At 71.8% G+C, this 21,774-nt stretch carries 23 protein-coding genes; 10 read left to right on the top strand and 13 right to left on the bottom strand.

Going from position 1 to position 21,774, the window contains the following annotated elements:
- Positions 1-54 precede the first annotated feature (54 nt).
- The 8 genes from ACFHPP_RS19090 (at position 55) to ACFHPP_RS19055 (ending at position 5,706) form a co-directional block, all read left to right on the top strand.
- A complete protein-coding gene (locus tag ACFHPP_RS19090; RefSeq protein WP_437164893.1) occupies positions 55-570 on the top strand; it encodes a hypothetical protein in 516 nt (171 codons plus the stop codon).
- Positions 571-594: 24 nt separating this feature from the next.
- Positions 595-984: a hypothetical protein gene (locus ACFHPP_RS19085; protein WP_437164825.1), complete on the top strand. Its 390-nt coding sequence runs from the start codon at positions 595-597 to the stop codon at positions 982-984.
- A 13-nt stretch (positions 985-997) separates the two neighbouring features.
- The gene (locus ACFHPP_RS19080) at positions 998-2,251 is read left to right on the top strand and encodes an MFS transporter (protein WP_437164824.1); all 1,254 of its coding nucleotides are present in this window, start codon (positions 998-1,000) and stop codon (positions 2,249-2,251) included.
- 67 nt (positions 2,252-2,318) lie between these two features.
- On the top strand, positions 2,319-3,296 hold the full coding sequence (locus ACFHPP_RS19075; RefSeq protein WP_437164823.1) for a Gfo/Idh/MocA family protein: 978 nt from the start codon (positions 2,319-2,321) through the stop codon (positions 3,294-3,296).
- A gap of 47 nt (positions 3,297-3,343) precedes the next feature.
- Positions 3,344-3,640 (top strand): hypothetical protein, encoded by a 297-nt coding sequence (locus ACFHPP_RS19070; RefSeq protein WP_437164822.1) that lies wholly within the window; start codon positions 3,344-3,346, stop codon positions 3,638-3,640.
- 84 nt (positions 3,641-3,724) lie between these two features.
- On the top strand, positions 3,725-4,075 hold the full coding sequence (locus ACFHPP_RS19065; protein ID WP_437164821.1) for a RidA family protein: 351 nt from the start codon (positions 3,725-3,727) through the stop codon (positions 4,073-4,075).
- Between the two features lie 305 nt (positions 4,076-4,380).
- A complete protein-coding gene (locus ACFHPP_RS19060) occupies positions 4,381-5,154 on the top strand; it encodes a CHAP domain-containing protein (protein WP_437164820.1) in 774 nt (257 codons plus the stop codon).
- A 45-nt stretch (positions 5,155-5,199) separates the two neighbouring features.
- Positions 5,200-5,706, top strand: a complete 507-nt coding sequence (locus tag ACFHPP_RS19055; RefSeq protein WP_437164819.1) for a cupin domain-containing protein — start codon at positions 5,200-5,202, stop codon at positions 5,704-5,706.
- An 8-nt stretch (positions 5,707-5,714) separates the two neighbouring features.
- On the opposite strand, the gene ACFHPP_RS19050 is transcribed toward ACFHPP_RS19055, so the two are convergent.
- From ACFHPP_RS19050 to ACFHPP_RS19035, 4 genes are all read right to left on the bottom strand, one after another.
- Complete coding sequence (locus ACFHPP_RS19050) at positions 5,715-6,680, bottom strand: lysophospholipid acyltransferase family protein (protein WP_437164818.1); 966 nt, start codon at positions 6,678-6,680, stop codon at positions 5,715-5,717.
- Positions 6,673-8,076 carry a cytochrome P450 gene (locus ACFHPP_RS19045; protein WP_437164817.1) on the bottom strand — a complete coding sequence of 468 codons (1,404 nt, stop codon included), beginning with the start codon at positions 8,074-8,076 and terminating at the stop codon, positions 6,673-6,675. Before ACFHPP_RS19045 ends, ACFHPP_RS19050 begins: the two co-directional genes overlap by 8 nt.
- A 28-nt stretch (positions 8,077-8,104) precedes the next feature.
- Complete coding sequence (locus tag ACFHPP_RS19040) at positions 8,105-9,166, bottom strand: alcohol dehydrogenase (protein WP_437164816.1); 1,062 nt, start codon at positions 9,164-9,166, stop codon at positions 8,105-8,107.
- A gap of 66 nt (positions 9,167-9,232) precedes the next feature.
- Positions 9,233-10,207 (bottom strand): tripartite tricarboxylate transporter substrate-binding protein, encoded by a 975-nt coding sequence (locus ACFHPP_RS19035; RefSeq protein ID WP_437164815.1) that lies wholly within the window; start codon positions 10,205-10,207, stop codon positions 9,233-9,235.
- 131 nt (positions 10,208-10,338) lie between these two features.
- Here ACFHPP_RS19035 and ACFHPP_RS19030 point away from each other — a divergent pair, with 131 nt between their 5' ends.
- On the top strand, positions 10,339-10,998 hold the full coding sequence (locus tag ACFHPP_RS19030; RefSeq protein ID WP_437164814.1) for a YidB family protein: 660 nt from the start codon (positions 10,339-10,341) through the stop codon (positions 10,996-10,998).
- Between the two features lie 3 nt (positions 10,999-11,001).
- Here the strand turns inward: ACFHPP_RS19030 and ACFHPP_RS19025 are convergent, their stop codons facing one another.
- Both ACFHPP_RS19025 and ACFHPP_RS19020 read right to left on the bottom strand, forming a co-directional pair.
- Entirely contained in the window at positions 11,002-12,156 is a 1,155-nt protein-coding gene (locus ACFHPP_RS19025; protein ID WP_437164813.1) for a toxic anion resistance protein, read from the bottom strand.
- Positions 12,153-12,914 (bottom strand): hypothetical protein, encoded by a 762-nt coding sequence (locus tag ACFHPP_RS19020; RefSeq protein ID WP_437164812.1) that lies wholly within the window; start codon positions 12,912-12,914, stop codon positions 12,153-12,155. The genes ACFHPP_RS19025 and ACFHPP_RS19020 overlap by 4 nt, the downstream gene beginning before the upstream one ends.
- Positions 12,915-13,158: 244 nt before the next feature.
- On the opposite strand from ACFHPP_RS19020, the gene ACFHPP_RS19015 reads away from it, so the two are divergent.
- A complete protein-coding gene (locus tag ACFHPP_RS19015) occupies positions 13,159-13,593 on the top strand; it encodes a pyridoxamine 5'-phosphate oxidase family protein (protein ID WP_437164811.1) in 435 nt (144 codons plus the stop codon).
- A 15-nt stretch (positions 13,594-13,608) separates the two neighbouring features.
- On the opposite strand, the gene ACFHPP_RS19010 is transcribed toward ACFHPP_RS19015, so the two are convergent.
- The 7 genes from ACFHPP_RS19010 to ACFHPP_RS18980 all read right to left on the bottom strand — a co-directional run bounded on the left by ACFHPP_RS19010 (position 13,609) and on the right by ACFHPP_RS18980 (position 21,761).
- Positions 13,609-14,490, bottom strand: coding sequence for an ABC transporter permease (locus ACFHPP_RS19010; RefSeq protein WP_437164810.1), 882 nt, complete (start codon positions 14,488-14,490; stop codon positions 13,609-13,611).
- Positions 14,487-15,434: an ABC transporter permease gene (locus ACFHPP_RS19005; protein ID WP_437164809.1), complete on the bottom strand. Its 948-nt coding sequence runs from the start codon at positions 15,432-15,434 to the stop codon at positions 14,487-14,489. Before ACFHPP_RS19005 ends, ACFHPP_RS19010 begins: the two co-directional genes overlap by 4 nt.
- Positions 15,435-15,512: 78 nt before the next feature.
- Positions 15,513-17,027, bottom strand: a complete 1,515-nt coding sequence (locus ACFHPP_RS19000) for an ABC transporter substrate-binding protein (protein WP_437164808.1) — start codon at positions 17,025-17,027, stop codon at positions 15,513-15,515.
- Positions 17,024-18,085, bottom strand: a complete 1,062-nt coding sequence (locus ACFHPP_RS18995) for an ABC transporter ATP-binding protein (protein ID WP_437164807.1) — start codon at positions 18,083-18,085, stop codon at positions 17,024-17,026. Before ACFHPP_RS18995 ends, ACFHPP_RS19000 begins: the two co-directional genes overlap by 4 nt.
- On the bottom strand, positions 18,082-19,068 hold the full coding sequence (locus ACFHPP_RS18990) for an ABC transporter ATP-binding protein (protein WP_437164806.1): 987 nt from the start codon (positions 19,066-19,068) through the stop codon (positions 18,082-18,084). Before ACFHPP_RS18990 ends, ACFHPP_RS18995 begins: the two co-directional genes overlap by 4 nt.
- Entirely contained in the window at positions 19,065-19,766 is a 702-nt protein-coding gene (locus ACFHPP_RS18985; RefSeq protein ID WP_437164805.1) for a DUF1028 domain-containing protein, read from the bottom strand. Before ACFHPP_RS18985 ends, ACFHPP_RS18990 begins: the two co-directional genes overlap by 4 nt.
- A gap of 249 nt (positions 19,767-20,015) precedes the next feature.
- The gene (locus ACFHPP_RS18980; RefSeq protein WP_437164804.1) at positions 20,016-21,761 is read right to left on the bottom strand and encodes a methyl-accepting chemotaxis protein; all 1,746 of its coding nucleotides are present in this window, start codon (positions 21,759-21,761) and stop codon (positions 20,016-20,018) included.
- Positions 21,762-21,774: the final 13 nt, after the last annotated feature.

Raw genomic sequence — 21,774 nt, 5'->3', positions numbered from 1 at the left:
AGATGCCATCCGCGATGGGTGTCACGGCGCGGCGGCGATGCCACATTGAACAAGATGCCGCATGCCAAGATCCAGGTCGCTGCCGCCGAAGACGGCAGCCTGTCCTACGCCGTCCCCGTCGCGCCCGAGGCGCTGCCCGCCGTCACGCCTACGGCCCTGCTCGCCGCCTGGGATGCGGCGCGGGACCGCGCCCATGCCGGCCAGTGGGGGCCGACGCGCACCCTGCTGTTCCGCCGCTCGGACGGCAGCGCCACCGTGCTGTCCATCGCCGACCGCGACGCACGGTCCTGGGCCGAGGCGGTGGACCGCCGCGCCGGGCTCGAGACGCTGCCCGGCCTGGCGCTGTGCCTGCGGCTGCTGGCGCTGGTGGAGGTGATGGGGCGCAGCGCCTGGATGGCCGGGCTGTTCGCGGTGACCGCCGATGGCGTGGAATTGCACCCGTCCCTTCTGCGCGCCGCCGCCGCCCAGCCGCTCGATGCCGGGGCCAGGTTCGACGCGGAGGAACTTCGCGGGCTATTGTCACGCACCCTGCCCGGCCCACCCGAGGCGGGCCCCCGCGTCCTGGCCTGATCCGCCGCCCCGAAGGTTCCCGACATGCCCCGCCGCCTGCCGATTTTCCTGCTGTTCACCCTGCCGTTGGCGGCCTGCAACATTGCCCTGCCCGGCAATCTGCCGACACCGATCGCTGCCCCGGCGCCGGTGCCGCAGGGCCAGCGCGACAGCCGCTACGAGGCCTGCCGGACCGAGGCCACGCGCGTGGTGCAGTACCGGGAGCGCGGGCAGCTGATGCGGACGGATGAGTCCGAGTCGAGTCGCGGCACCCTCGGCGTCACGCCGTTCAGCCGGCTCGAATCGGATCGCGGCGCGGCGCAGATCGACCGCGACCGGCTGATCGCCGAATGCCTGAGCCGCGCGCCGACCGCGCCCACCGCCGCCCCGGCCCCACCGGGGGCGCCGCCGGCCACGCCGCGACGGGTGCGCTGACCCGGCCTCCCGGGTGGCTTCCTCCAGCGCCCTCGTCCGCGCGCTTGCCACGCGCGATTCCAGGCTTTTCTTCTCCGGCTCCATGGTCGCCTGGACCGGGCTGTGGATGCAGCGCATCGCGGTGTCCTGGCTCGCCTGGGAACTGACGGGCAGCGCCTTCTGGGTCGGCATGGTGGCGTTCTGCGACCTGGCGCCGGCGGTGTTCATCAGCCCGCTGGCCGGCGCGATGGCGGACCGGGTGGACCGGGTGAAGCTGGCGATGTGGACGCAACTGGCCATCGCGCTGCAATCGGCGCTCGTCGCCGGCATCACCTTCAGCGGCCACATGACCATCGCCATCCTGCTGGTGCTGGAGGTGCTGGGCGGCGTCGCCGCCAGCTTCGCCCAGCCGGCGCGGCAGACGCTGATGCCCGGCATCGTGGCGCGCGCCGACCTGCCGGCCGCGGTCGCCGCCAATTCGCTGTGCTTCGCCACCGCCCGCTTCATCGGCCCCGCCATCGCCGGCCCGGTCATCGCCATCTGGGGCGTGGTGCCGGCGATTGCGGGCAATGCGGTGGGCTACATGTTCGCCTGCCTGTCCATCTACCTGCTGCGGATCGACCCGAAGGAACGCCGCGGCCACCCCGCCTCGGCCTCCCTGTTCGGCGAGGTGATGGAGGGGCTGCGCTATGCCGCGCGGCATCCGGGCCTCGGCCCGATCCTGCTGTATGCCGCGCTGGGTGCGCTGCTGCTGCGCGGCGTGCAGGAGATCCTGCCGCCTTTCGTCGAGCGCCTGTTCGGCCGCGGCGCAGAGAGCCTGGCGATCCTGACCGCCTGCTTCGGCGTCGGCGCGCTGGTCGCGGGCCTTTGGGTGGCGTCCCGCGGGCGGCTGGAGGGTACCACACGGCTTGCGGTCTTCGCCGGGCTGGCGCAGGCGGTGGCAACCGTGGGCTTCGTCGCCACCAGCTTCTTCCCCTTCGGCATGCTCTGCGCGGCGCTGATCGGCGGCACCGCCTCGATCCACGGCATCAGCGTGCAGACCCTGATCCAGAGCGCGACGGACACGACCTATCGGGGCCGGATGCTGAGCCTCTGGGGCCTGATCACCCGCGCCTTCCCGGCGCTCGGCGCGCTGTCGCTGGGCGCGGCCGGGGAATTGTTCGGGCTGCAATGGCCGACGCTGGTGGCGGTGGCGCTGTTCCTCGGCGTCTTCGCCTGGGGCCTGACGCGGCTGCGCCGGATGGAACGCGAATTGGAAGGCGAGCCGGCATCCTCGGCGAGCCGGTAATGCAGTCGCATTTTCCGAATCGTCCGGCGAATCCGCCGGACTTGAAAATGCTTTGGGAGCGAACAGAATGTTAAACGCAGCCATCGTCGGGATGGGCCGCTGGGGCCAGGTGCTGGTCAACAGCGTCCAGGGCCAGCAGGGGGCGCCGATCCGCTTCGTCGCCGGCACCACCCGGTCTCCCGACAAGGCGCGCGCCTGGGCCGGGGAGCAGAAGCTGCGCCTGCTGCCCGATTTCGCCGCCGTGCTGGCGGACCCGGAGGTAAAGGCGGTGGTGCTGGCAACGCCGCACGCCCAGCATGCGGAGCAGGTGATCGCCGCCGCGCGTGCCGGCAAGCACGTGTTCTGCGAGAAGCCCTTCACCCTGGACCGCGCCAGCGCCGCCGCCGCCGTGGCGGCCTGCGAGAAGGCCGGCGTGGTGATGGCGCTCGGCCACAACCGGCGCTTCCTGCCCTCGGTCGCGCTGATGAAGTTCATGCTGGCCGAGGGCAAGCTCGGCACCCTGCTGCATGTCGAGGGCCAGTTCAGCGGCCCCGGCGCCCGCGCCTACCAGCCCGGCATGTGGCGCGCGGACCGGGCGGAGAGCCCGCTCGGCGGCATGGGCGGCATGGGCATCCACATGATCGACATGATCATCCACCTGGCCGGGCGCTTCCGGCAGGTCTCCGTCATCAGCAAGGCGCAGGTCTCGAAGACCATCGACGATACCACGGCGATGCTGGCGGAGCTGGAAAGCGGCGCGACGCTGAACTTCGCGACCCTGGCGCTGACACCCTCCTTCTGGCGCGTCGCGCTGTTCGGGACGGAGGGTATCTTGCAATTGCAGGGCCATGAGAGCCTCAGCTTCACCCCGCGCGAAGGCGAGCCCTGGGTGAAGAATTTTCCGAAGACCGACATCGAAGCCGCTGAACTTGCAGCATTCGCGACCGCCGTCGCGGGCGGCCCGGCCTACCCGCTGCCGGTCGCCGAGGCGATCCACGGCGTCGCGGTGTTCGAGGCGATGATCGGTGCCGCGGCATCCGGCAGCAGCTACGCCGTCGTGGCGTAGCTACGCCGAGGTGGCGTAGCGGCCGCGTGCTGCGGTAGGCTCGGCGCATGTCGACCCACCGCCGCGCCCTGCTGACCTGCCTTCCCGCCGCAGCCCTTCCCGCGGCGGCGCAGGCCTTCCGGCTCGAGGCGCCCTCCGCCGACATCGCCGCCGAATACGGCACCGGCTGCACGGCCACGGACAGCCACGCGGCGCTGGAGGCGGAGCTGGCGCGGATGCTGGGGGGGCGGCCGGTGCCGCCCGAACTGGCCTCCCAACTGGCGCGGCTGGCCCGCTGCCCCTTCTGTGGCTGCGCCGTGGCCGGTGCCGCCGACCATGGCGAGGCGTCGCCACCGGAAGGCTGATCCCGGCAGGACGCGCCCCGTCTTGTCGCCCTGCCACCCCCGTCCTACGAACACCGCGCGAAACGCCACGAGGAGAACCGCGCGATGTCCAAGATCACCCGCCAGGGCAGCAACCCGATCCTGTCGACCTCGGTCGAGTACCACAACTTCGTCTACCTCGCCGGCATCACGGCCGACGACCTGTCCCAGGACATCGGCGGGCAGACCCAGCAGGTACTGGCGAAGATCGACGCGGCGCTGGAAGCCAACGGCACCGACAACACCCGCCTGCTGCAGGCGCAGATCTGGCTGAAGGACATCCGCGACCGCGACGCCATGAACAAGCACTGGGTGTCCTGGCTGGGCGAGGCCGGCCGTCCGGTGCGCGCCTGCGTCGAGGCGAACATGGCCGACCCGCGCCACCTTGTGGAGATCATGGTCACCGCCTGCCGCTGAGGCAGCAGCCGACCTCGATTCATTCCCTGGTCACATGCCAGCCATGTGACCAGGTTTTGGCGCCTCCCGATTCCGTGTGCCGAGTGTGTCTTTCCTGCCGCTACACTGTGTCTTCGTGTTTCGGCGTGTTTCATCCTAGGAAGATGATCTGTTCCTGGGGCGAGCGATCACGCCAGCTTGAGCAAATCGCCCCGGTTTGGCGCCGTTGCGATCACGCCGGGTTGCCCCGGGCCATCCCCGCCGGTTACCGCATGTTTCAGGCGAGCCGCTCGGCGCGCTTGAGGCACACGAACGGGGATTCACACATGCGGGCAAGAGGCACGCTGGCCGCACTCTGCGTCCTGATGGGAACATCCGTCATCAGCCTGCCCAGCGCCCTTGCCGACCGGATCAACCCGCAGGCCCAGGCCGCCGCGCAGCGTTCGACGCCGAGCCAGCGCGCCGCCCGTCCTGCGGCGCCTGCACGCCAGGATGCCCAGGCCCGTCCGGTCCGCACCATCACCGGCCCGCAGCTCGCGTCCTTCCGCGCCGCCGTGCCGCAGGTCGGCGCCGGCACGCCCATCCTGCCCGTCTCCGCAACCTCCGGCCTGTCCTGCGTGCCCTTCGCGCGGATGGCGACCGGCATGAACATCAGCGGCGATGCCCGCCTGTGGTGGGGCGCGGCCGCAGGCACCTACGCCCGGGGACAGCGGCCCGAGCGTGGCGCCGTCCTGGCCTTCACGGCATCCGGTGGGATGAGCCGGGGCCACGTCGCCGTGGTCAGCCGCGTCGTCGGCAGCCGCACCATCCATATCGACCACGCCAATTGGGGCGGCCCTGGCATCCGCCGCGGCAGCGTGATGCGGGGCGTCGTGGTGATGGACGTCTCCGACCGCAACGACTGGACCGCGGTCCGCGTCCAGGTCGGGCATTCCAGCGACAGCTTCGGCCGCACCTACCCGACGCATGGCTTCATCTACAACCGCCCCGCCGGCACGCGCATGATGACGGCCGAGGCGCCGGCGCTGATCGAGGTGGCGCAGGATGGCGCCCCGCATGCCAGCCAGCATCTGCGCCTGACCTCGCAGCTTTTCGAGTAGAACCCAGCCCGGGGCCAGCGCGTCTGGCCTGCGGAGGGTCCTTCCATGCATGAACGCGGCACCGATGGCGCCGAACGCCTGTTCCTGACGGACAGTGAACCGCGCGGCGGCCAGATCCCGAACAATGCGCGCCTTCCCGTCCTGATCCACCGTGGCGCCGTGCCCGCCGGTGATGCCGAGGCCGCCGAGGCCCTGTTCGCCCGGCATGGCTGGCTCCCCGCCTGGCGCAACGGCATCCATGACTACGACCACTACCATCCCAACGCGCATGAGGCGCTGGCGATCGCCCGTGGCCATGTCCGGGTGCGGCTGGGGGCGGAGGCCGGGGTGGTGCTGGACCTCGCCGCCGGCGACGTGGTGGTGCTGCCCGCCGGCACCGCGCACCGCAACCTGGGCCAGTCGGCGGACCTGCTGGTGGTCGGCGCCTATCCGCCCGGCGACCCGCCGGAGCAGTACACGGTGCGTCCCGGTGAGCGTGAGCGCGCGCTGCATGCCATTGCGGCAACGCCCGACCCGCCCTGCGACCCGGTCTCGGGCCACCCCTACCGGTAGCGGCTGTCTCAGCGGTCCGGCTGGAAGACGTGCGCCATGAACCACTGCTCCGGATTCGCGCGCACCACCGTCTCCACCACCCGGTCCAGCGCCGCGATATCCTCCAGCACCGCGGCCCGCCCGCGTCCCGGCGGCCCGACCGGGATTTCAGGCAGGAAGGTCAGGCGGAAGCGGGCGGCATCGCCCAGGCGCAGCGCATAGGCCGGCACCACCGCGGCGCCGGTGGCCGCGGCCAGGCGCACGGCACGCATGATGTTGCCGTCCATCCGCAGGGGTCGGCCGAGCGCCGGGGCATGCACCCGCCCCTCCCAGTATTCATCCACGTAGTACAGCAGCGCCGCCTCGCGGCTTTCCAGCACGCGATGCGCCTCGAACACCGCGCCGAGCGTCGGCGCCACCGCCACCGCGGCCCGGCCGCCGGCCGCGCTGCGGCTGCGACCGCGCGCACGGTCGGCGATGCGCATGCGGAAGCGGTTGGGCAGGCGCTGGTAGATGGCGTGGAACGGGATATCGAGCATGGCGAGGCCGGCATGCACCACCTCCCAATTCCCGACATGCAGCCCGGCCACGATCAGCGGCCGGCCCGCCTGGCGCACCGCCAGCACATGCTCCGCGCCCTCGATAGCGATGCGGTCCTCGGCGCGGAAGCGCGACAGCGCGGCGAATTCACCGAAGCAGCGGCCGACATGCGCCCAATGCGCCAGCGTGAGCGCCTCCACCTCCGTCGGCGTCGCCTGCGGCCGCAGGTGGCGCAGCAGGGCGCGGACGCGGTCCGAGGCGACGGGCCGGTTGCGCCCGCCGCGCAGGCCCATCCGGGCGCCGAAGGCGGAGGCGGCCTCGGTCGGCAGCAGCCGCATGATCTGGTGCGGCAGGTAGTCCGCCAGCCCCTGTGCCGGGTCGCGCAGCCAGTGGCGCAGCAGCGCCTGGCGCGCCGACCAGCGCCAGGGTGGCGCCGGGTACAGGTGGTCAACCAACGGGCTGCATCGCCCGGTCCGTGATCCGCATCGGCAGGCGTTCCCCGGGCCGCAGCGTCAGACGCGCCACCGGCATCACCTCCGTCCCCGGCTCCAGCGCAAAGCGGAAGCGACCGGCCAGGGCCGCCAGGCAGATGGTCGCCTCCGCCAGGCCGAGATGCTGGCCGGTGCAGATGCGCGGCCCGGTGCTGAAGGGGATGTAGGCGTGCCGCGGCGGCTTCGGTGCGCCCGGCATGAAGCGGTCCGGCACGAAGGCATCCGGTTGGTCCCACAGGGAGGGCTTGCGGTGCAGCAGCCAGGGGCAGACCAGCACGATGGTGCCCTTCTTCACGACGCGATCGCCGATCCGGTCCGGCCCCAGCGCCTCCCTCGACAGCAGCGGCACGGGCGGGAACAGGCGCAGCGTTTCCTCCACCACCGCGCGGGTGAAGGGCAGGTTGGGCAGGTCGGCCAGAGTGGCGACGCGGTCGCCCATGACCTCGGCCACTTCGGCCGCCAGCCGCTCCGCGCTCACCGGGTCCTGCGACATCAGGAACAGCGCCCAGGCGAGGGTGTTGGCGGTGGTCTCGTGCCCGGCCATGAACAGCACGATGGCCTCGTTGCGGAAGGCGCGGCGGTCCATCGGCGCGTCGGTGCCGGCCACCTTGGCTTCCGACATGGCGCGGATCAGGGACGCCTCGCCCGCCTGCGAGCCATCCAGGATGCCGTCGATCAGCCTATCCACCACCTGGTGGATGCGGCGCGCGGTGGCGCGGACGCGCGGGCTGCGGAAGCGCGGGAACCAGTCCGGCAGTCCGAACAGGGACAGCACATCCGTCTGGCCGATCACCGCCTGATACTCGGCAAAAGCCGCCACCACGGTGCCGGCGGCATCCGCGCCGAGCGCCCGGCCGAAGATGGTGCGGCAGATGATCTCGGCGGTCAGGTGGCCCATTTCCGCCAGTACGTCGATCGGCTGGCCCGGCGGCAGCGCCAGCCATTGCGCCCGGCGCTCGGCGGCGGCCTCCGTGATGGCGGGCGCCAGTTCCGGCAGGCGCGACACATGGGTGACGGGCGCCACCACCCGCCGGCGTTCGCGCCACAGCGTGCCGTCGCTGACGAACAGGCCATCGCCCAGCAGCGGGATCAGCGCGTGGCGGTGCTGCGGGCTCTTGCGCTGGAAATTCTCATGCCGCTCGACGAAGGCGTAGTGCACCGTCTCCGGGCTGTTGCAGACCACCACGTCCCGCAGCCAGAGCTTCGAGCCCAGCACGTCCCGCTCGAAGGAGGTGGTGGCCCAGATCGCCAACCAGTTCTCCCGCGCCAGGCGCAGCATCTGGCGCAGCGGCAGGCCCTTGGCGGGCCGGTGCGGATAGGGCGGAACGTAGGGCGGCGTCACGCTGGGACCATCGGCCATGCGTGACGCTTAGCACAAGTCGCAGGCCTCAGGCAGCGTCCGCCGTCAGCACGATCCGCCCCGTCACCTTCCCGGCCCGCAGCCGCTGCAAGGCGTTGTCGGCATTGCGCAGCGGCTCCTTCGTGATCGGGATGGCGGGCAGCGTGCCGCCACGGGCCAGCTTCACCAGGGCGCGCAACTCCTTCGGGTCACCGACGTAGCTGCCGCGCACGGTCAGCGCGCGCATCGCCATCAGCGGCAGCGGCAGCGCCAATTCGCCGCCGAACAGGCCGACCTGGATCAGCTTGCCGCCCTTGGTCAGCGCATCGAAGGCGAAGCGGGCGGTGGTGCTGCCGTTCACCAGGTCGATCACCGCCTCCACCGGCGCGCCGGCGGCCTGCATGATGCGCTGCGCGGTGTCCTCCCCCTTGGCCAGCACCGTCGCCGTGGCACCGGCGGCCTTGGCGGAGGCCAGCTTGTCCTCGCCGATGTCGACGCAGACGATGTTGCGGTGGCCCATCGCCTTCAGCACCGAGATCGCCGACAGGCCCAGGCCGCCCGCGCCCACCACCACGATCGGCGCCTCGGGCGGCATCGGCATCACCTTGTTGATGGCCGAATACACCGTGACGCCGGAACAGGCGTAGGTCGCGGCCAGCGCCGGGTCGAGGTCACCGATCTCGATCAGGTGGCGCGGTTCCGGCACCAGGATGTGGGTGGCGTAGCCGCCGTTCTGGAACACGCCGAGCGCCTTGCCCTGGAGGCACATGTTGTCCTCCTCCGCCAGGCAGCGCGCGCAATGGCCGCAGCCGACCCAGGGGAAGACCAGCTTGGTCTCGCCCACCTTGAGCCCGGTCGCCTCCGGCCCCCATTTCAGCACGCGGCCCACCACCTCGTGCCCCATCGCCAGCGGCAGCACCACGCCGCGATCGGACAGCTTCATGGTGCCGCGGCTGCCGAGGTCGTATTCGCCTTCCCAGATGTGCAGGTCGGAGTGGCAGACGCCGGCATGGGTGACTTCCAGCAGGACCTGCTTGCCGGTGGGCTCCGGCGTCGGCATCTCGATTTCCTGCAGCGGCTTGCCCGCCTCGACCACGGCCCATGCCTTCATCGGATTTTCCTCCACTTCCAGGACCGCATGCGACCAGCCGGCGCGCCTGCGGTCAATCGGGCCCAATCAATCGGGACGGATGTTGTTTTCTCGCACCACGCGGCCCCAGGTGGCGATCTGGGTGGACAGGAAGGGTCCGAACTCCGCCTCCCCCTTGGGGTCCAGGTCGATGCCCAGCGCGATGACGCGCGCCCGCACCTCCGGAATCGCCAGCGCCTCCCGGATCGCCGCCTCCATCCGCTGCTTGATCGGCGCCGGCAGGCCGGCCGGGCCGAGGAAGCCCCAGAAGGCGCGGGCGTCGATGCCCGGCACGCCGGATTCGGCCAGCGTCGGGATGTCGGGCATGGAGGGCGAGCGTGTCGCGCCGGTCTGCGCCAGCGGCACCAGCGCGCCGCTGTCGACATGCACGCCGATCGCCGGCCGCGTCGCGATCGGCAGGTCCACCTCCCCGGCCAGGGCTGCCAGCGCCAGCGGCCCGCCGCCGCGATACGGCACATGCACCAGTTGCAGGCCGGTGGCCTTGCCCACCAGCGCCATCGTCAGGTGGGCAAGCGAGCCGTTGCCGATGCTGCCATAGGTCAGGGTGTCCGGCTTCGCCCGCGCCGCCTCGGCCATCGCGGCGAAGGTCTTGTAGGGGCGGGTGCGATGCGCCGTCAGCACCATGGGCGCGGTGCCGAACAGCAGCAGCGGCGTCAGGTCGCGCTCCGTTTCGAAGCCCATGTTCGGGATCAGCGCCGGGTTCACCGCATGGGTGTCGAAGACCAGCACCCAGCTATTGCCATCCGGCGCGCTGCGCGCCACCGCCGCGGTGCCCAGCGAGCCCGAGGCCCCGGCCCGGTTCTCCACCACCACGGAAACCCCGAGGCTCCGTGTCAGATGCGGCTGCAGCAGGCGCGCCAGCGCATCCGTGCTGCCACCTGGCGGGAACGGCGCGATGATGCGGATGGTGTCGTTCGGCCAGGCGCGCTGCGCGCGCAGCGCCGGCGCCGACAGCACGCTACCGCCGGCGGCCAGCAACAGCCGGCGCGTGAGATGCGTCATGCTTCATCCTCCCTGGGTATTCTTGGGCGGCATTTGGCGCCCTCGGCGCGGGCTGCGCAACCGCCCGGAATGGGTGGGCGTTGCGCCTGCTGCGGGACGCGGTTCGGGTGCCCGCCAGGGAGACATCCAAGATGAGCGATATCCTGTCCCGCATCCTGTCCGGAGTCCTGGGCGGTGGCCAGCCGGGCGGCCAAGGCGGCGGCATGGCAACGCATGGCTCGCCGCTCGGCACGCCGCGCCTGCCGGGTGACCAGTCCGGCGCCGGTGGTGGCCTGTTCGGCGGCGCGCCGCGGTCCGGCAGCATGGATGGTCTGGGCGGCGGATCTGGTGGACTGGGTGGGCTGCTGGGCGGCCTGCTGGGTGGAGGCGGCCAGATGGGGGGCAGCCAGATGGGAGGCATGGGCGGCATCAAGGGCATGGCCCTGATGGCGCTGCTGTCCTACCTCATGCGCGGCCAGGGCGGTGCCCGTGGCCTGTCCTCCCTCACCGAGCAACTGCGCGGCGCCGGGCTCGGCCCGAAGGTGGATAGCTGGGTCGGTCCTGGCGGCAACGAGCCGGTGGACCCGGATGAACTGGCCCGCGCGCTGCCGCCGGAGGCACTGGCGGAAGTCGAAGCCCACACCGGCATGGGCCGCAACGAGATCCTGTCCCAACTCAGCCGGGGCCTGCCGCAGATGGTGGACCGCCTGACGCCGCGCGGCCGCCTGCCGGAGCGGGACGAGGATTTGCCTGACGAGGACCCCGACAGCCTGATGAGCGGCTTCGGCTTCGGCCGCGACCCGCGCGCCTGAGCTTCAGATCGGCCGGGGCGCCGCCGGCGGCGGCTTCGCGGCCTTCAGCGCCCGGCGGATATCGAGCTCCAGCTTCTCCAGCTCCTCCGCCGCGCGGGCGCGCTGGCCGCGCGCCTCATCGGCGATGCGCAGGCTGTCCTCGATGGTCGCGACCAGCGCCGCATTGGCCTTCTGCACGGCGGCGAGGTCGAAGACGCCGCGCTCCAGCTCCGTCCGCGCCTCCAGGTTGCCGCGCCGCAGCGTCTCGGCATTGGCGGTCAGAAGCTGGTTGGTGAGGTCGGTCGCGGCCTTCACCGCCTGGCCGGCCTCCCGCATCCGGTGGATGGCCAGAGCCTGCGCCAGCTGCTGGCGCCACAGCGGCACGGTGTTGGCCAGCACCGAGTGGATCTTGCTGGCCAGCGCCTTGTCGTTTTCCTGGATCAGCCGGATCGAGGGCAGCGCCTGCATCGCCACCTGCCGCGTCAGGCGCAGGTCATGCACCCGCCGGTCCAGCTCGTCCCGCGCACCGCGCAGGTCGCGCAGCTTCTGGGGTGCCAAATCGTCGGTGGAATTGGCCACCGCCGCTTCCATGGCGGGAATCGCCTCGGCATCCGTCTTGCGCAGCACCGTCTCGCCGGCCGCGACATGGGTGCCGAGGGCGTGGAACCACTCCAGCGTCGCCTGGTACAGCCGCTCCAGGCGTTCGACGTCTTCCAGCAGCCGGGTGCGGTGGGTGTCGAGCTTGTCGCCGATGCCCTCGATCTGGCCCTTCACCGTCTCGTACTTGCCGATAATTTCGGTGACCTCGGCGCCTGCCTTGGTGAACATGCGGGCCAGGAAGCTCGGCCGCTCGTCCAGCTTGGTCACGTCGAAGCCGCGCAGGGTCTGGAGCAGGCTGGCGAGCGTGCGCCCCGCCTCCCCGGTCTCCTGGTTGCGGGCGCCTTCCAGCATGGAATCGGCGGCGGCCTGGGCCTGGGACTGGGTCTGCTGGCCGAAGCGCAGGATGGAGCCTGGGTCGGAGAGGTCGATCTGCTGCGCCAGCTCGCCGATCACCGCCTCCGCCACCGGGTTCGGTGCCTCCTCGCGCAGGTCGCGCTCCGCCAACTCCCGCGCGGCGGCGGGCGGGCTGGACGGCGCCGCGCCATAGGGCTTCGGGCTGTTCGGCTTGGTGGTGCTCATGCGTAGCCCTCCTGGCGCAGCCTCTCGGCCAGCACCTTCACCTGGATATCCAGCGCCATGCTTTCCTCCGCCCGCAGCTTGTTGCGAAGCTCGTCGGCGGCGGTCTGCATGTCGTCCAGCAGTTGCGGCATGCCCGGCGGCGGCTCGGCGCCGGCGGACAGGCGCTGGGCGATGCGGTCCAGCCCATCGAGGTGCACGGCCAGGAAGCGGCGCGCCAGCGGCAGCCGGTCCGGCCGCGCATCGAGGTCGTCCAGCACCGCGTCCATTGCCTGGGCGATGCCGGCCAGGCGCGGCTCCGCGGTGATACGGGCCAGCCTGTCGCGGGCCTCGGTCAGCGGGCCGGGCGGTGGTGGTGGCGCCGGCGGCTCCACTTCGACCTGGGCGCCGTCATACATCAGCCGCGTTCCGAGCCAGGCGCCGGCGGCCAGGACCAGCGCGACGGGCACGCCGGTCTGCGCGCCCAATCCCGCGACCAGCCCGGTCGCGACAGCTGTCAGCACCGCCGCCCGGCGCGTATCGCCGCGCCGGCCGCGCCGCAGCGTGCGCACCGCCAGGATCGGCAGCAGCAGGCCGAGGCCGGCGGCGACCAGCCCCTGCGCATTGCCGCGCACCACCTCCACCACCACGTCGGGCAGCAGTGGCCAAGTGAACAGCGGCAGCAGCAGGCCGCGCGTGCCGTTGCGGAAGGTGCTGAAGGCGCCCTCGACCTTGGCGCGGCCTTCGCGCCACGGGTCGTTCTGCCAGACCGGCCGCTGCATCAGCGGAACAGCGCCAGGGCGCTGGCCAGCCACAGGCTGAGCGTCAGCAGCCAGAAGCCGGCAACCCGGCGCGCGGGCGCCGGCAAGGTGGGCAGGAGGATCTTCGGGGGGCGTGCCATGGCCGCGAATAGATCGACCCGAGGAGGCGCCGGATCAAGAGCCTGCAACGAATGCCCGCGGGCCACGCGCCAAATCTTGAGCGGCGGCCGCGCGTTGGGGCTTCGACCCCCACAGGAGCATGAGCATGGCGACCAGGACAATGCAGGATCTGGCCAAGGCGATGGGTCGCATCGATTTCGCGATGCTGACCACCCGCACCAAGGGCGGGCGCATGGCGACAAGGCCGATGAGCAACAATGGCGAGGTCGCGTACCAGGGCGACTCCTTCTATTTCAGCTGGGACAGTGCCCGCACGGTGCGGGATATCGGTGCGGACCCGCAGGTCGGCCTGTCCTTCCAGGGCAGCGCCGGCCCGCTCGGCAAGCCGCCCCTGTTCGTCGCGGTGCAGGGCACGGCCCGCCTCGTCCGGGACAAGGCGGCCTTTGCGGAGCATTGGTCCAGCGACCTGGATCGCTGGTTCCCGGACGGCATGGACACCAGGGGCGTCGTGATGATCCACATCCATGCCGAGCGCATCCGATACTGGGATGGCGAGGAGGAGGGCGAGCTGACGAGTTGACGCGCAACCCGTCCTTCAGCGCCGGTCGGCCCGGGGATCCAGCGCATCCCGCAGGCCGTCGCCCATCAGGTTGAAGGCCAGCACCACCACGAATATGGCGGCGCCGGGCGCAATCGCGAGCCAGGGCGCCGTCTCCAGGAATCGCTGCGCGCTGTTCAGCATGGAGCCCCAGCTCGGCTGCGGCGGCTGCTGGCCTAACCCGAGGAAGCTCAGCGACGCCTCCGCGATGATCGCCTCCGCGATCGAAAGGGTGGACTGCACCAGCAGCGGCGGGATGATGTTGGGCAGGACATGGACGAAGGCGGTGCGCCAGGGTGGGTTGCCCAGGGATCGCGCCGCCTCCACCCAATCCGTCGATTTCGCATCCAGCGCCATGCCGCGCGCCAGCCGGACGAAGACCGGGCTGGCGCTGATGGCGATGGCGATCATCGCGTTCTCCAGCGCCGGGCCGAGGAAGGCCGCCAGCGCGATCGCCAGGATCAGGAAGGGAATGGACAGCATCGCGTCCGAGATGCGGGAGATCACCGCATCCACCCAGCCACCCGCCAGCCCCGCCAGCAGCCCGATCGGCACGCCGAGCGCCACCGCGCCGAGCACCGAAATCACGCCGGCCATGAGCGAGGCCCGCGCGCCCCAGATCAGCCGGGACATCACATCCCGCCCGTTCTCATCCGTGCCGAACCAATGCGCCTCCGACGGCGGGCGGCGGATGCGGGACCAGCTGGTCTCGATCGGGTCGAAGGGCGCGATCCAGGGCGCGAAGGCCGCGATCAGCACGAAGGCGACCACGACGATCAGCCCGAACAGCGCCAGGCGGTGGCGCAGGAAGCGGCGGACGGCACGGCGGCCAGGGCTTTCGCCGCGCGCCAGCGCGGCCGGGGCGGTGGTCGTGCTCATGCCTGCCTCAGCCGCGGATTGATCAGCATGTAGAGGATATCCGCCACCAGGCTCAGCGCCACGAAGATCAACGCGGTGGCCAGCACCACGCCCTGCACCACCGGGTAGTCGCGATTGAACACGGCATCCACCACCAGCTTGCCGAAGCCGGGGATGGTGAAGATCTGCTCGGTCAGCACCGCGCCCGCCAGCAGCCTTCCGAATTCGATGGTGCCCAGCGTCACCACCGGGATCAGCGCATTGCGCAGCGCGTGCTTCCAGACCACCACGCGCTCCGTCAGCCCCTTGGCGCGGGCGGTGCGGACGTAGTCCTGGCTCAGCGCCGTCAGCATCGCGGCGCGGGTGTGGCGCATCAGCACGGAGGCGACGCCGGTGCCGAGCACGAAGGCCGGCATGATGGTGGTGGCGAGGCTCTGCACCGGATCCTCCCACAGCGGCACGTAGCCGGAGGGCGGCAGCCAGCCGAGTTGCACGCTGAAGAACAGGATCATCATGATGCCGAGCCAGAAATTCGGCGTCGAAATCCCGAACAGCGCGATGCCGTTCGCCGCCCAGTCCCAGGCGGTGTCCTTCTTCACCGCCGACAGGATGCCGAGCGGCACGCCGATGACGATGGCGATGAGGAAGGCCATGGAGGCGAGCTGCGCCGTGACCGGCAGTTTCTCCAGGATCAGGTCGGAGACCGGCATGCGGATGCGCCAGGAGAAGCCGAAATCCCCCTGCAGCACGTTGCCGACCCAGTACAGGTACTGGCTCCACAGCGGCTGATCCAGGCGGAGTTCCGCCCGGATCTGCGCCAGCACCATCGGGTCGCCGCGTTCCTCCCCGGCCAGGATCACGGCCGGGTCGCCGGGCATGAGCTGTTGCAGGCCGAAGATGATGAAGGACAGGATCACCAGCGTCGGCAGGATCTGCCCGAGGCGCTTCAGCAGCCAGGCCCACATGGTCGGTGACGCTCCCCTGGGGCACGAGGCCCCCCTCACCCAACCCTCTCCCCCCGAAGTGGGGGGAGAGGGCTTCGCTCAGTTCAGCCGCATGCCCTGCAGGCGGATCATGCCATCGGCGATCGGCTGGTAGCCGGTCAGGCGCGTGCTGTGGATCATCACGTTCTTGCGGTGCCAGAGGTAGATGCGCATGCGGTCACGACCCAGCGCCGTTTCCATGACCTGGCGGTACAGGTCCTGGCGCTTCGCCACGTCGCCCTCGGTGCGGGCCGATTCCAGCAGGGCATCGACCTCGGGGCTCGCGTAGCGCCCGTCATTCTGGCCGCCGCGGCTGTGCATGAAGGCGTAGATGTTGCCGTCCGGATCGGTGCGGCCCGACCAGCCGAGCAGGAAGGTCTCGAACTCCCCGCGCACGGCGCCCGCGAGCGCCGAGGCGAATTCGGAGGCCCGCAGCGTCACCTCGAACCCGGCCTCCCGCGCCATCGCCTGGATCACCTCGCCGGCCTGCCGCAGGTCCGGGTTGTTCGGCACCGTCAGCTCGACCGGCACCGGCGCGGTGTGGCCGGCTTCGCGCAACAGGGCGCGGGCGCGGGCCACGTCGCGGGCTTCCGGCTGGAAGCTGCGGACATGGAAGCTGCTGGCGGGCGGCACGGGCTGGCGGGTCGGGGTGTACATCCCCTCATAGACCACCTGGTTGATGGCGGCGCGGTCCAGCGAAAGCTCGAAGGCCTGGCGCACGCGGGCATCGCGGCCCATCGGCGTGTTGGCGCGTGGGCCGTTGCCGATGTTGATGGTGATGCCCTGGTAGCCCAGCTCCTCCACCGGCACGCCGCGCAGATTGCGGTTGCGCTGGATCGATCGCAGGTCGTCCGGCTCCATCCGCTCCCCGAATTCCACGGCACCGGACTGCACATTCGCCAGCCGCACCGTGTTGTCCGGGATCGGCAGGTAGGTCACGCGGGCCAGGTGGATGTTGGCGGCGTCCCAGTATTCGGGGAAGCGCTCCAGCACGATGCGCTCCTGCGCCACCCGCTCGACGAAGCGCATCGGCCCGGCGCAGACCGGGCGGGTGCCGAAGTCGCGGCCGGCGGCCTCCGCGGCCTTGGGCGAGACGATCATGCCGGCGCGGTCGGTGAGCGTCGCCAGGAAGGCGGCATTGGGCTGGCCGAGCTTGATGCGGACGGTCAGCGGGTCCACCACCTCGATCGAGGTGACGGCGCCCATCTCGGACCGGCGGAAGCTGCCCTGCAGGGTCAGATGGCGGTTCAGCGAATAGCGCACCGCCTCCGCATCCATCATCTCCCCGTCATGGAAGCGCACGCCGGAGCGCAGCTTGATGGTGAGCGTGGTCGGGTCGTCCCAGGTGTAGCCGGTGGCCAGCTGCGGCACCGGCTCCAGCGCCGCGTTGATGTCGAACAGCTTGTCGCAGAAGCCCATGTAGACGATGCGGCCGACATAGGTGCGCGACAGGGTCGGGTCGAGGATGTCCGGATCCTCCCGCAGCGCGATGCGCAGATGCTGCGCCTCCACGGCCGGAGCCGCGGCGAGCGCGGTGAAGCCGAGCAGCGCGGCGGCCAGGGTCTTACGGATCATGCCAGTTCTCCTGTTCTTTGTGTCTGGTCGGTGAAGTAGGCCTGCAGGCGGCGCAGCCTCTCGCCGCCCGCATCGGCCTCGCGCCCGGCGATGGCCGGCGGCAGGCTGTCCTGGAAGTGGCAGGCGGCTTCGTGGCCGGCCGGCCCGGCCAGTTCCGGCTGCACCTCGGCACAGAGCGCCTGCGCATGGGGGCAGCGGGTGCGGAAGCGGCAGCCGGAGGGCGGGTTGATCGGGCTCGGGATGTCGCCCTCGAGCAGCGGCGTGTTGCCCAGGCCCTGCCCCGGCACCGCCGCCAGCAGCGCGCGCGTATAGGGGTGGCGCGGTGTGCGGAACACGGCGTCCGTCGCGCCCTGCTCCACGATCTTGCCGAGATACATCACCGCCACCCGGTCCGCGATGTGCCGCACCACGCCGAGGTCGTGGCTGATCAGCACGAAGGTCAGGCCCAACTCGCGGATCAGGTCCTGCAGCAGGTTCACCACCTGCGCCTGCACGGAGACATCCAGCGCCGAGACCGGCTCGTCGCCGACGATCAGCTTCGGCTGGCTGGCGAGCGCGCGGGCGATGGCGATGCGCTGGCGCTGCCCGCCGCTGAACTCATGCGGCCAGCGCCGCGCCAGTTCCGGCCGCAGCCCGACGCGGGACAGCAGCTCCGCCACCCGTCGCGGCTCCTGCGCCCGCGGCACGATGCCGTGCAGCCGCAGCGGCTCCGCCACCGCCTGTTCCACCGTCATGCGCGGGTCGAGGCTGGCGAAGGGGTCCTGGAAGATCAGCTGCATGTCGCGCCGCCGGGCGCGCAGCGCGCTGGCGGACAGGCTGCGGAGGTCCTCGCCCTGGAACAGGATGCTGCCCGTGTCGGGCTCGATCAGCCGCAAGGCCAGCCGGCCCAGCGTGGACTTGCCGCAGCCGCTTTCGCCGACGATGGCGAGCACGCTGCCCCTCGGCACGACGAGCGAGACGCCATCCACCGCCCGCACCGCGCCGCGACGGCGGCCGATGGCGTCGCGCACCGGGAAGCCCTTGGAGACGTCGCGCAGTTCCAGCAGCGCTTCCGTCATGCCGCGCCCTCCAGCAACGTATCGAGCGGCGCGCGCCAGCAGGCGGCCTGGTGGCCCGGGACGATGTCGGCCAGCGGCGGCTGTTCAGCGCATTTCGCGACGGCGAAGGGGCAGCGCGGAGCGAAGCGGCAGCCGGGCGGCGGGTGCATCAGGTCGGGCACAGTGCCCTCGATGCTGGCGAGCCGCGCCGCGCCACCCTCCAGCCGCGGTGCCGCGCCGAGCAGGCCGATGGTGTAGGGGTGCTGCGGACGGGCGAACAGATCGGCCGCGCTGGCACGCTCCGCGATGCGGCCGGCATACATCACCACGACCTCGTCCGCATGGTCCGCGACCACGCCGAGGTCATGGGTGATCAGGACGACGGCGGTGCCGGTTTCCCGCTTCAACTCGTCGATCAGGGACAGGATCTGGGCCTGCACCGTGACGTCGAGCGCCGTGGTGGGTTCGTCCGCGATCAGCAGGCGCGGGCGGCAGGCCAGCGCCATGGCGATCATCACGCGCTGCCGCATGCCGCCCGAGAGCTGGTGCGGGTAGCTGCGGGCGCGGCGCTCCGGCTCCGGGATGCGGACGCGGGCGAACATCTCGATGGCCTTGGCGAAGGCGGCCTCCGGCGCCAGGCCCTGGTGCAGGCGCAGCGCCTCCGCCACCTGTTCGCCGGCGGTGAAGGCCGGGTTCAGGCTGGTCATCGGCTCCTGGAACACCATCGCCATCTCGCCGCCGCGCCGCGCCCGGCGCTGGTCCGCCGTCAGCGCCAGCAACTCCTCGCCGCCCAGGCGGATGCCGCCGCCGACCTCCCCGCCCTGCGGCAGCAGGCCCATGATGGCGAGCGCGGTGACGGATTTGCCGCAGCCGCTTTCGCCGACCACCGCCAGCGTCCGCCCCGCCTGGACGCTGAAGGAGACGCCATCCACCGGCCGCAGCCGGCCGCGATCGGTCGGAAATTCGACGCTGACGCGGACCAGTTCCAGCACCGGCGTGCTCATTCCGCCTGCGCCTTTTCGATGGCGGCCTGGATCACCGCGCGGTCGAAGACGCCGGGATGGTCGCGGCCCGGCAGGAACCGGCGAAAGTGGCGCAGGTAGCCGCGCCAGACGCCGTGCAGGCGCCGCAGTTCCGCCAGCGGGTCCGGGTGGTCGTCCACCCGCAAATCGAGGTCCGGCATCGGGTCGGCGGAGGCCACCTGCATCGCCGCGGATTGCCGCCCGCGCTTGTCGCCGCCCGCCGCCTCCCCGGCCTCCATCGCCAGCAGCAGGCGTTCGGCCAGCGGCAGGCCGGCGGAGCCCAGCGCCGCAGCCAGCGTCGCCTCCAGCACCGCGGGCCCGGCGAGCATATTGCCGGCTGTCGACACATTCGGGCCCGCCAGATGCCCACACCAGTCGATGCACGCCGCCCCGGTATGTGCGGCGCTGCGCCCATCCGCGGACAGCACATGCAGTTGCCGCGTGGCGCGCCCCGCATCGGCCGCGACCAGGTCTGCCAGGGCCGCCTCCGGCGCCTCGCCGGCGCGCAGCCGAACGAGCGCGTCCTGTGCCAGATAGGGATTGACCAGCGCCTGGCTGGCCGCCGCGCCGACGCCACCCTCGACACGGGGGCACAAGGCACCGGCGGCAAGGAACCGGCTCGCCACCGCCACGCCGACCTCGCCGGTCGCAGGATCGCGCATCAGGATCGACCACGTCATGTCATGCTTCATGACAGGCTGGTTGATGCGCGCAAGCCTGACTTCTGGTCCCATTGTCTAGCCGCCGCGCCGCGCTGCCCGCGCTGTGGTCACTGTGCCCTCGCGGGGGGCAATGGCGGGCTCGTTTGCAGCCCCGCTTGCCCGGCTTTCAAGGGGCCGAGCATTTCGGCACATCCGAGGCACGGCCGCATGCGGCTCGCAACGTGGGAATGCCTTCGTGCCGAGGCCGGCACCACCGGTCCGGCTGACCTAGGGCCGCAGCGCCAGGCGACCGCCGGCGTGCTGCAGCGCGGCTGGCAGGTCGTCCAGGCACCGCGGTCCGGAGCGCCGGTCGGCCTCCTCCGAGCAGCCACGCACCGTCTCGGCAAGCGCAAGCTGCAACTGCGCCATGCCGGCCAGCACCTCCGCCGCCTGGTCATGCAGCGTCGCGGCACCGGCGCCGACGGCGGCGCCCGCGCCGCTGACCGCGCCGATCCGTGTCGTCACCTCGCGCGCTGCGGCAGCGGTGCCGACAACGGTGCGGCCGATATGGGTCGTCGCCTCCTCCTGCCGCGCCATGGCTTCCGCGATGGCGGCGGAGATGCCTTCCAGTTCGCCGATGGTGCCGAGCGTCGCCCGCACCGCCTGCACCGCGGCCTCCGTGGCGGCACCGACCTCGGCGATGTGGCGGCCGATTTCCTCCGTGCTGCGGGCGGTCTGGCTGGCGAGTGATTTCACTTCCCCGGCGACCACCGCGAAGCCCTTGCCGGCCTCCCCGGCCCGCGCCGCCTCGATGGTGGCATTCAGCGCCAGCAGGTTGGTCTGCGCCGCGATGTCGGCGATCAACTCGGCCACCGCTCCGATGCGCCCGACCGCGGATTGAAGCCCGGCAAGGGCGCGGGTGCCGGCCTCCGTCTCCGCCACCGCGCGGCTCGCGGCGCCAGCGGCCGCGCCGATCCGGCCGCTGATCTGGCGGATGCTCGCGGTCATCTGCTCCACCGCCGCGGCGCCGGCCTCCGCATGCTGGAGCACCCGGTCCGCCGCCTGGCCGACCTGGTCCCCGGCTTGGCGCGACTCCGCCGCATGGCCGCCGATGGTGCCGGCGCCGGCGGTCATGCGGGCAACGCTCCCGGCGATGAAGGTCGTCGCGGCCTGCGCCTTGTGCTCCAGCGCATCGGCCATGGCGCGCAGCGCCTCGGCCTGACCTGCACGCGCCGCCTCCCGCTCGCGTTCCTGGGCCATGCGCAGGTCACGCGCCTCCGCGCTTCGGTCACGCAGCACGACCAGCGCCGCGCCCATGGCGCCCAGTTCGTCGCGGCGGCGGATGAGCGGCGGCGGCAGGTCCAGCCGACCCTCCGCGACCTCCGTCATGGCCTGGGTCAGCGCCCGCAGCGGCCGCGCGACACGCCGGCTGACCAGCCACAACGCCGCGACAACCACGGAAAGCGCGAGCGCGGCGAGGGCGACAAGAAGGGTCTGGAGCGCGGCGGCGTGCGCCGCGCCATCACGCAGCGCGACCTCCGTCCGTGCCAGCACGGCGTCCGCCAGCAGGCCGATCGCCTCCGACAGCGGGTCGATATCCCGGTAAAGCGCGGTCAGCACCAGGGCATCCAGCGCCGCCGCGTCCTGGACCTCGATCGCCGCGCCCAGCGCCGCAGTCGTGGCATCAGCCGCGGCCCGGCGACGTACCACCTCCGCCCAGGCGGCGCCATCCGGCGGGCTGGCATCGAGCGCTGCGAAACTCTGCGCGATGCTGGACTCGGCGGCGCGGAGACTCGCCAGGGCCTCCGCCCAGCCCAGGTTGCCGTTGCGCACCTTGTGGCTGGCATCGACCACCGCCACGGCATAGGCATCCGACAGTTGTTTCAGCCGCAGCAGCGGGTCGACCGCACGCTCGCGCATCAGGGTGAGGTTGGCCACGTCGGTGCGCGCCGCCACCCAGCCGAGCGCGCAGGCGCCACCGACGCAGAGGGCCAGCGCGAGTTGCACGGCGGCGAGAAGGCGGCGGATGGTCATGGCGGCGCAAATC

Origin of the sequence: Falsiroseomonas sp. E2-1-a20 (assembly GCF_051433195.1) — a bacterium.
In the GTDB taxonomy this organism is placed as follows: Bacteria; Pseudomonadota; Alphaproteobacteria; order Acetobacterales; family Acetobacteraceae; genus Falsiroseomonas.
The sequence above is the reverse complement of the archived record's forward strand: the minus strand, read 5'-3'. Positions and strand labels throughout refer to the sequence as shown.

What these genes read in the sequence shown, in the direction of transcription:
- ACFHPP_RS19025 (WP_437164813.1), bottom strand. Translation starts at nt 12,156, where the DNA reads ATGAGCACCACCAAGCCGAACAGCCCGAAGCCCTATGGCGCGGCGCCG.
- ACFHPP_RS19070 (WP_437164822.1), top strand. Translation starts at nt 3,344, where the DNA reads ATGTCGACCCACCGCCGCGCCCTGCTGACCTGCCTTCCCGCCGCAGCC.
- ACFHPP_RS19090 (WP_437164893.1), top strand. Translation starts at nt 55, where the DNA reads ATGCCGCATGCCAAGATCCAGGTCGCTGCCGCCGAAGACGGCAGCCTG.
- ACFHPP_RS19045 (WP_437164817.1), bottom strand. Translation starts at nt 8,076, where the DNA reads ATGGCCGATGGTCCCAGCGTGACGCCGCCCTACGTTCCGCCCTATCCG.
- ACFHPP_RS18995 (WP_437164807.1), bottom strand. Translation starts at nt 18,085, where the DNA reads ATGACGGAAGCGCTGCTGGAACTGCGCGACGTCTCCAAGGGCTTCCCG.
- ACFHPP_RS19010 (WP_437164810.1), bottom strand. Translation starts at nt 14,490, where the DNA reads ATGAGCACGACCACCGCCCCGGCCGCGCTGGCGCGCGGCGAAAGCCCT.
- ACFHPP_RS18980 (WP_437164804.1), bottom strand. Translation starts at nt 21,761, where the DNA reads ATGACCATCCGCCGCCTTCTCGCCGCCGTGCAACTCGCGCTGGCCCTC.
- ACFHPP_RS19040 (WP_437164816.1), bottom strand. Translation starts at nt 9,166, where the DNA reads ATGAAGGCATGGGCCGTGGTCGAGGCGGGCAAGCCGCTGCAGGAAATC.
- ACFHPP_RS19005 (WP_437164809.1), bottom strand. Translation starts at nt 15,434, where the DNA reads ATGTGGGCCTGGCTGCTGAAGCGCCTCGGGCAGATCCTGCCGACGCTG.
- ACFHPP_RS19020 (WP_437164812.1), bottom strand. Translation starts at nt 12,914, where the DNA reads ATGCAGCGGCCGGTCTGGCAGAACGACCCGTGGCGCGAAGGCCGCGCC.
- ACFHPP_RS19085 (WP_437164825.1), top strand. Translation starts at nt 595, where the DNA reads ATGCCCCGCCGCCTGCCGATTTTCCTGCTGTTCACCCTGCCGTTGGCG.
- ACFHPP_RS18990 (WP_437164806.1), bottom strand. Translation starts at nt 19,068, where the DNA reads ATGAGCACGCCGGTGCTGGAACTGGTCCGCGTCAGCGTCGAATTTCCG.
- ACFHPP_RS19000 (WP_437164808.1), bottom strand. Translation starts at nt 17,027, where the DNA reads ATGATCCGTAAGACCCTGGCCGCCGCGCTGCTCGGCTTCACCGCGCTC.
- ACFHPP_RS19065 (WP_437164821.1), top strand. Translation starts at nt 3,725, where the DNA reads ATGTCCAAGATCACCCGCCAGGGCAGCAACCCGATCCTGTCGACCTCG.
- ACFHPP_RS19030 (WP_437164814.1), top strand. Translation starts at nt 10,339, where the DNA reads ATGAGCGATATCCTGTCCCGCATCCTGTCCGGAGTCCTGGGCGGTGGC.
- ACFHPP_RS19015 (WP_437164811.1), top strand. Translation starts at nt 13,159, where the DNA reads ATGGCGACCAGGACAATGCAGGATCTGGCCAAGGCGATGGGTCGCATC.
- ACFHPP_RS19060 (WP_437164820.1), top strand. Translation starts at nt 4,381, where the DNA reads ATGCGGGCAAGAGGCACGCTGGCCGCACTCTGCGTCCTGATGGGAACA.
- ACFHPP_RS19035 (WP_437164815.1), bottom strand. Translation starts at nt 10,207, where the DNA reads ATGACGCATCTCACGCGCCGGCTGTTGCTGGCCGCCGGCGGTAGCGTG.
- ACFHPP_RS19075 (WP_437164823.1), top strand. Translation starts at nt 2,319, where the DNA reads ATGTTAAACGCAGCCATCGTCGGGATGGGCCGCTGGGGCCAGGTGCTG.
- ACFHPP_RS18985 (WP_437164805.1), bottom strand. Translation starts at nt 19,766, where the DNA reads ATGACGTGGTCGATCCTGATGCGCGATCCTGCGACCGGCGAGGTCGGC.
- ACFHPP_RS19055 (WP_437164819.1), top strand. Translation starts at nt 5,200, where the DNA reads ATGCATGAACGCGGCACCGATGGCGCCGAACGCCTGTTCCTGACGGAC.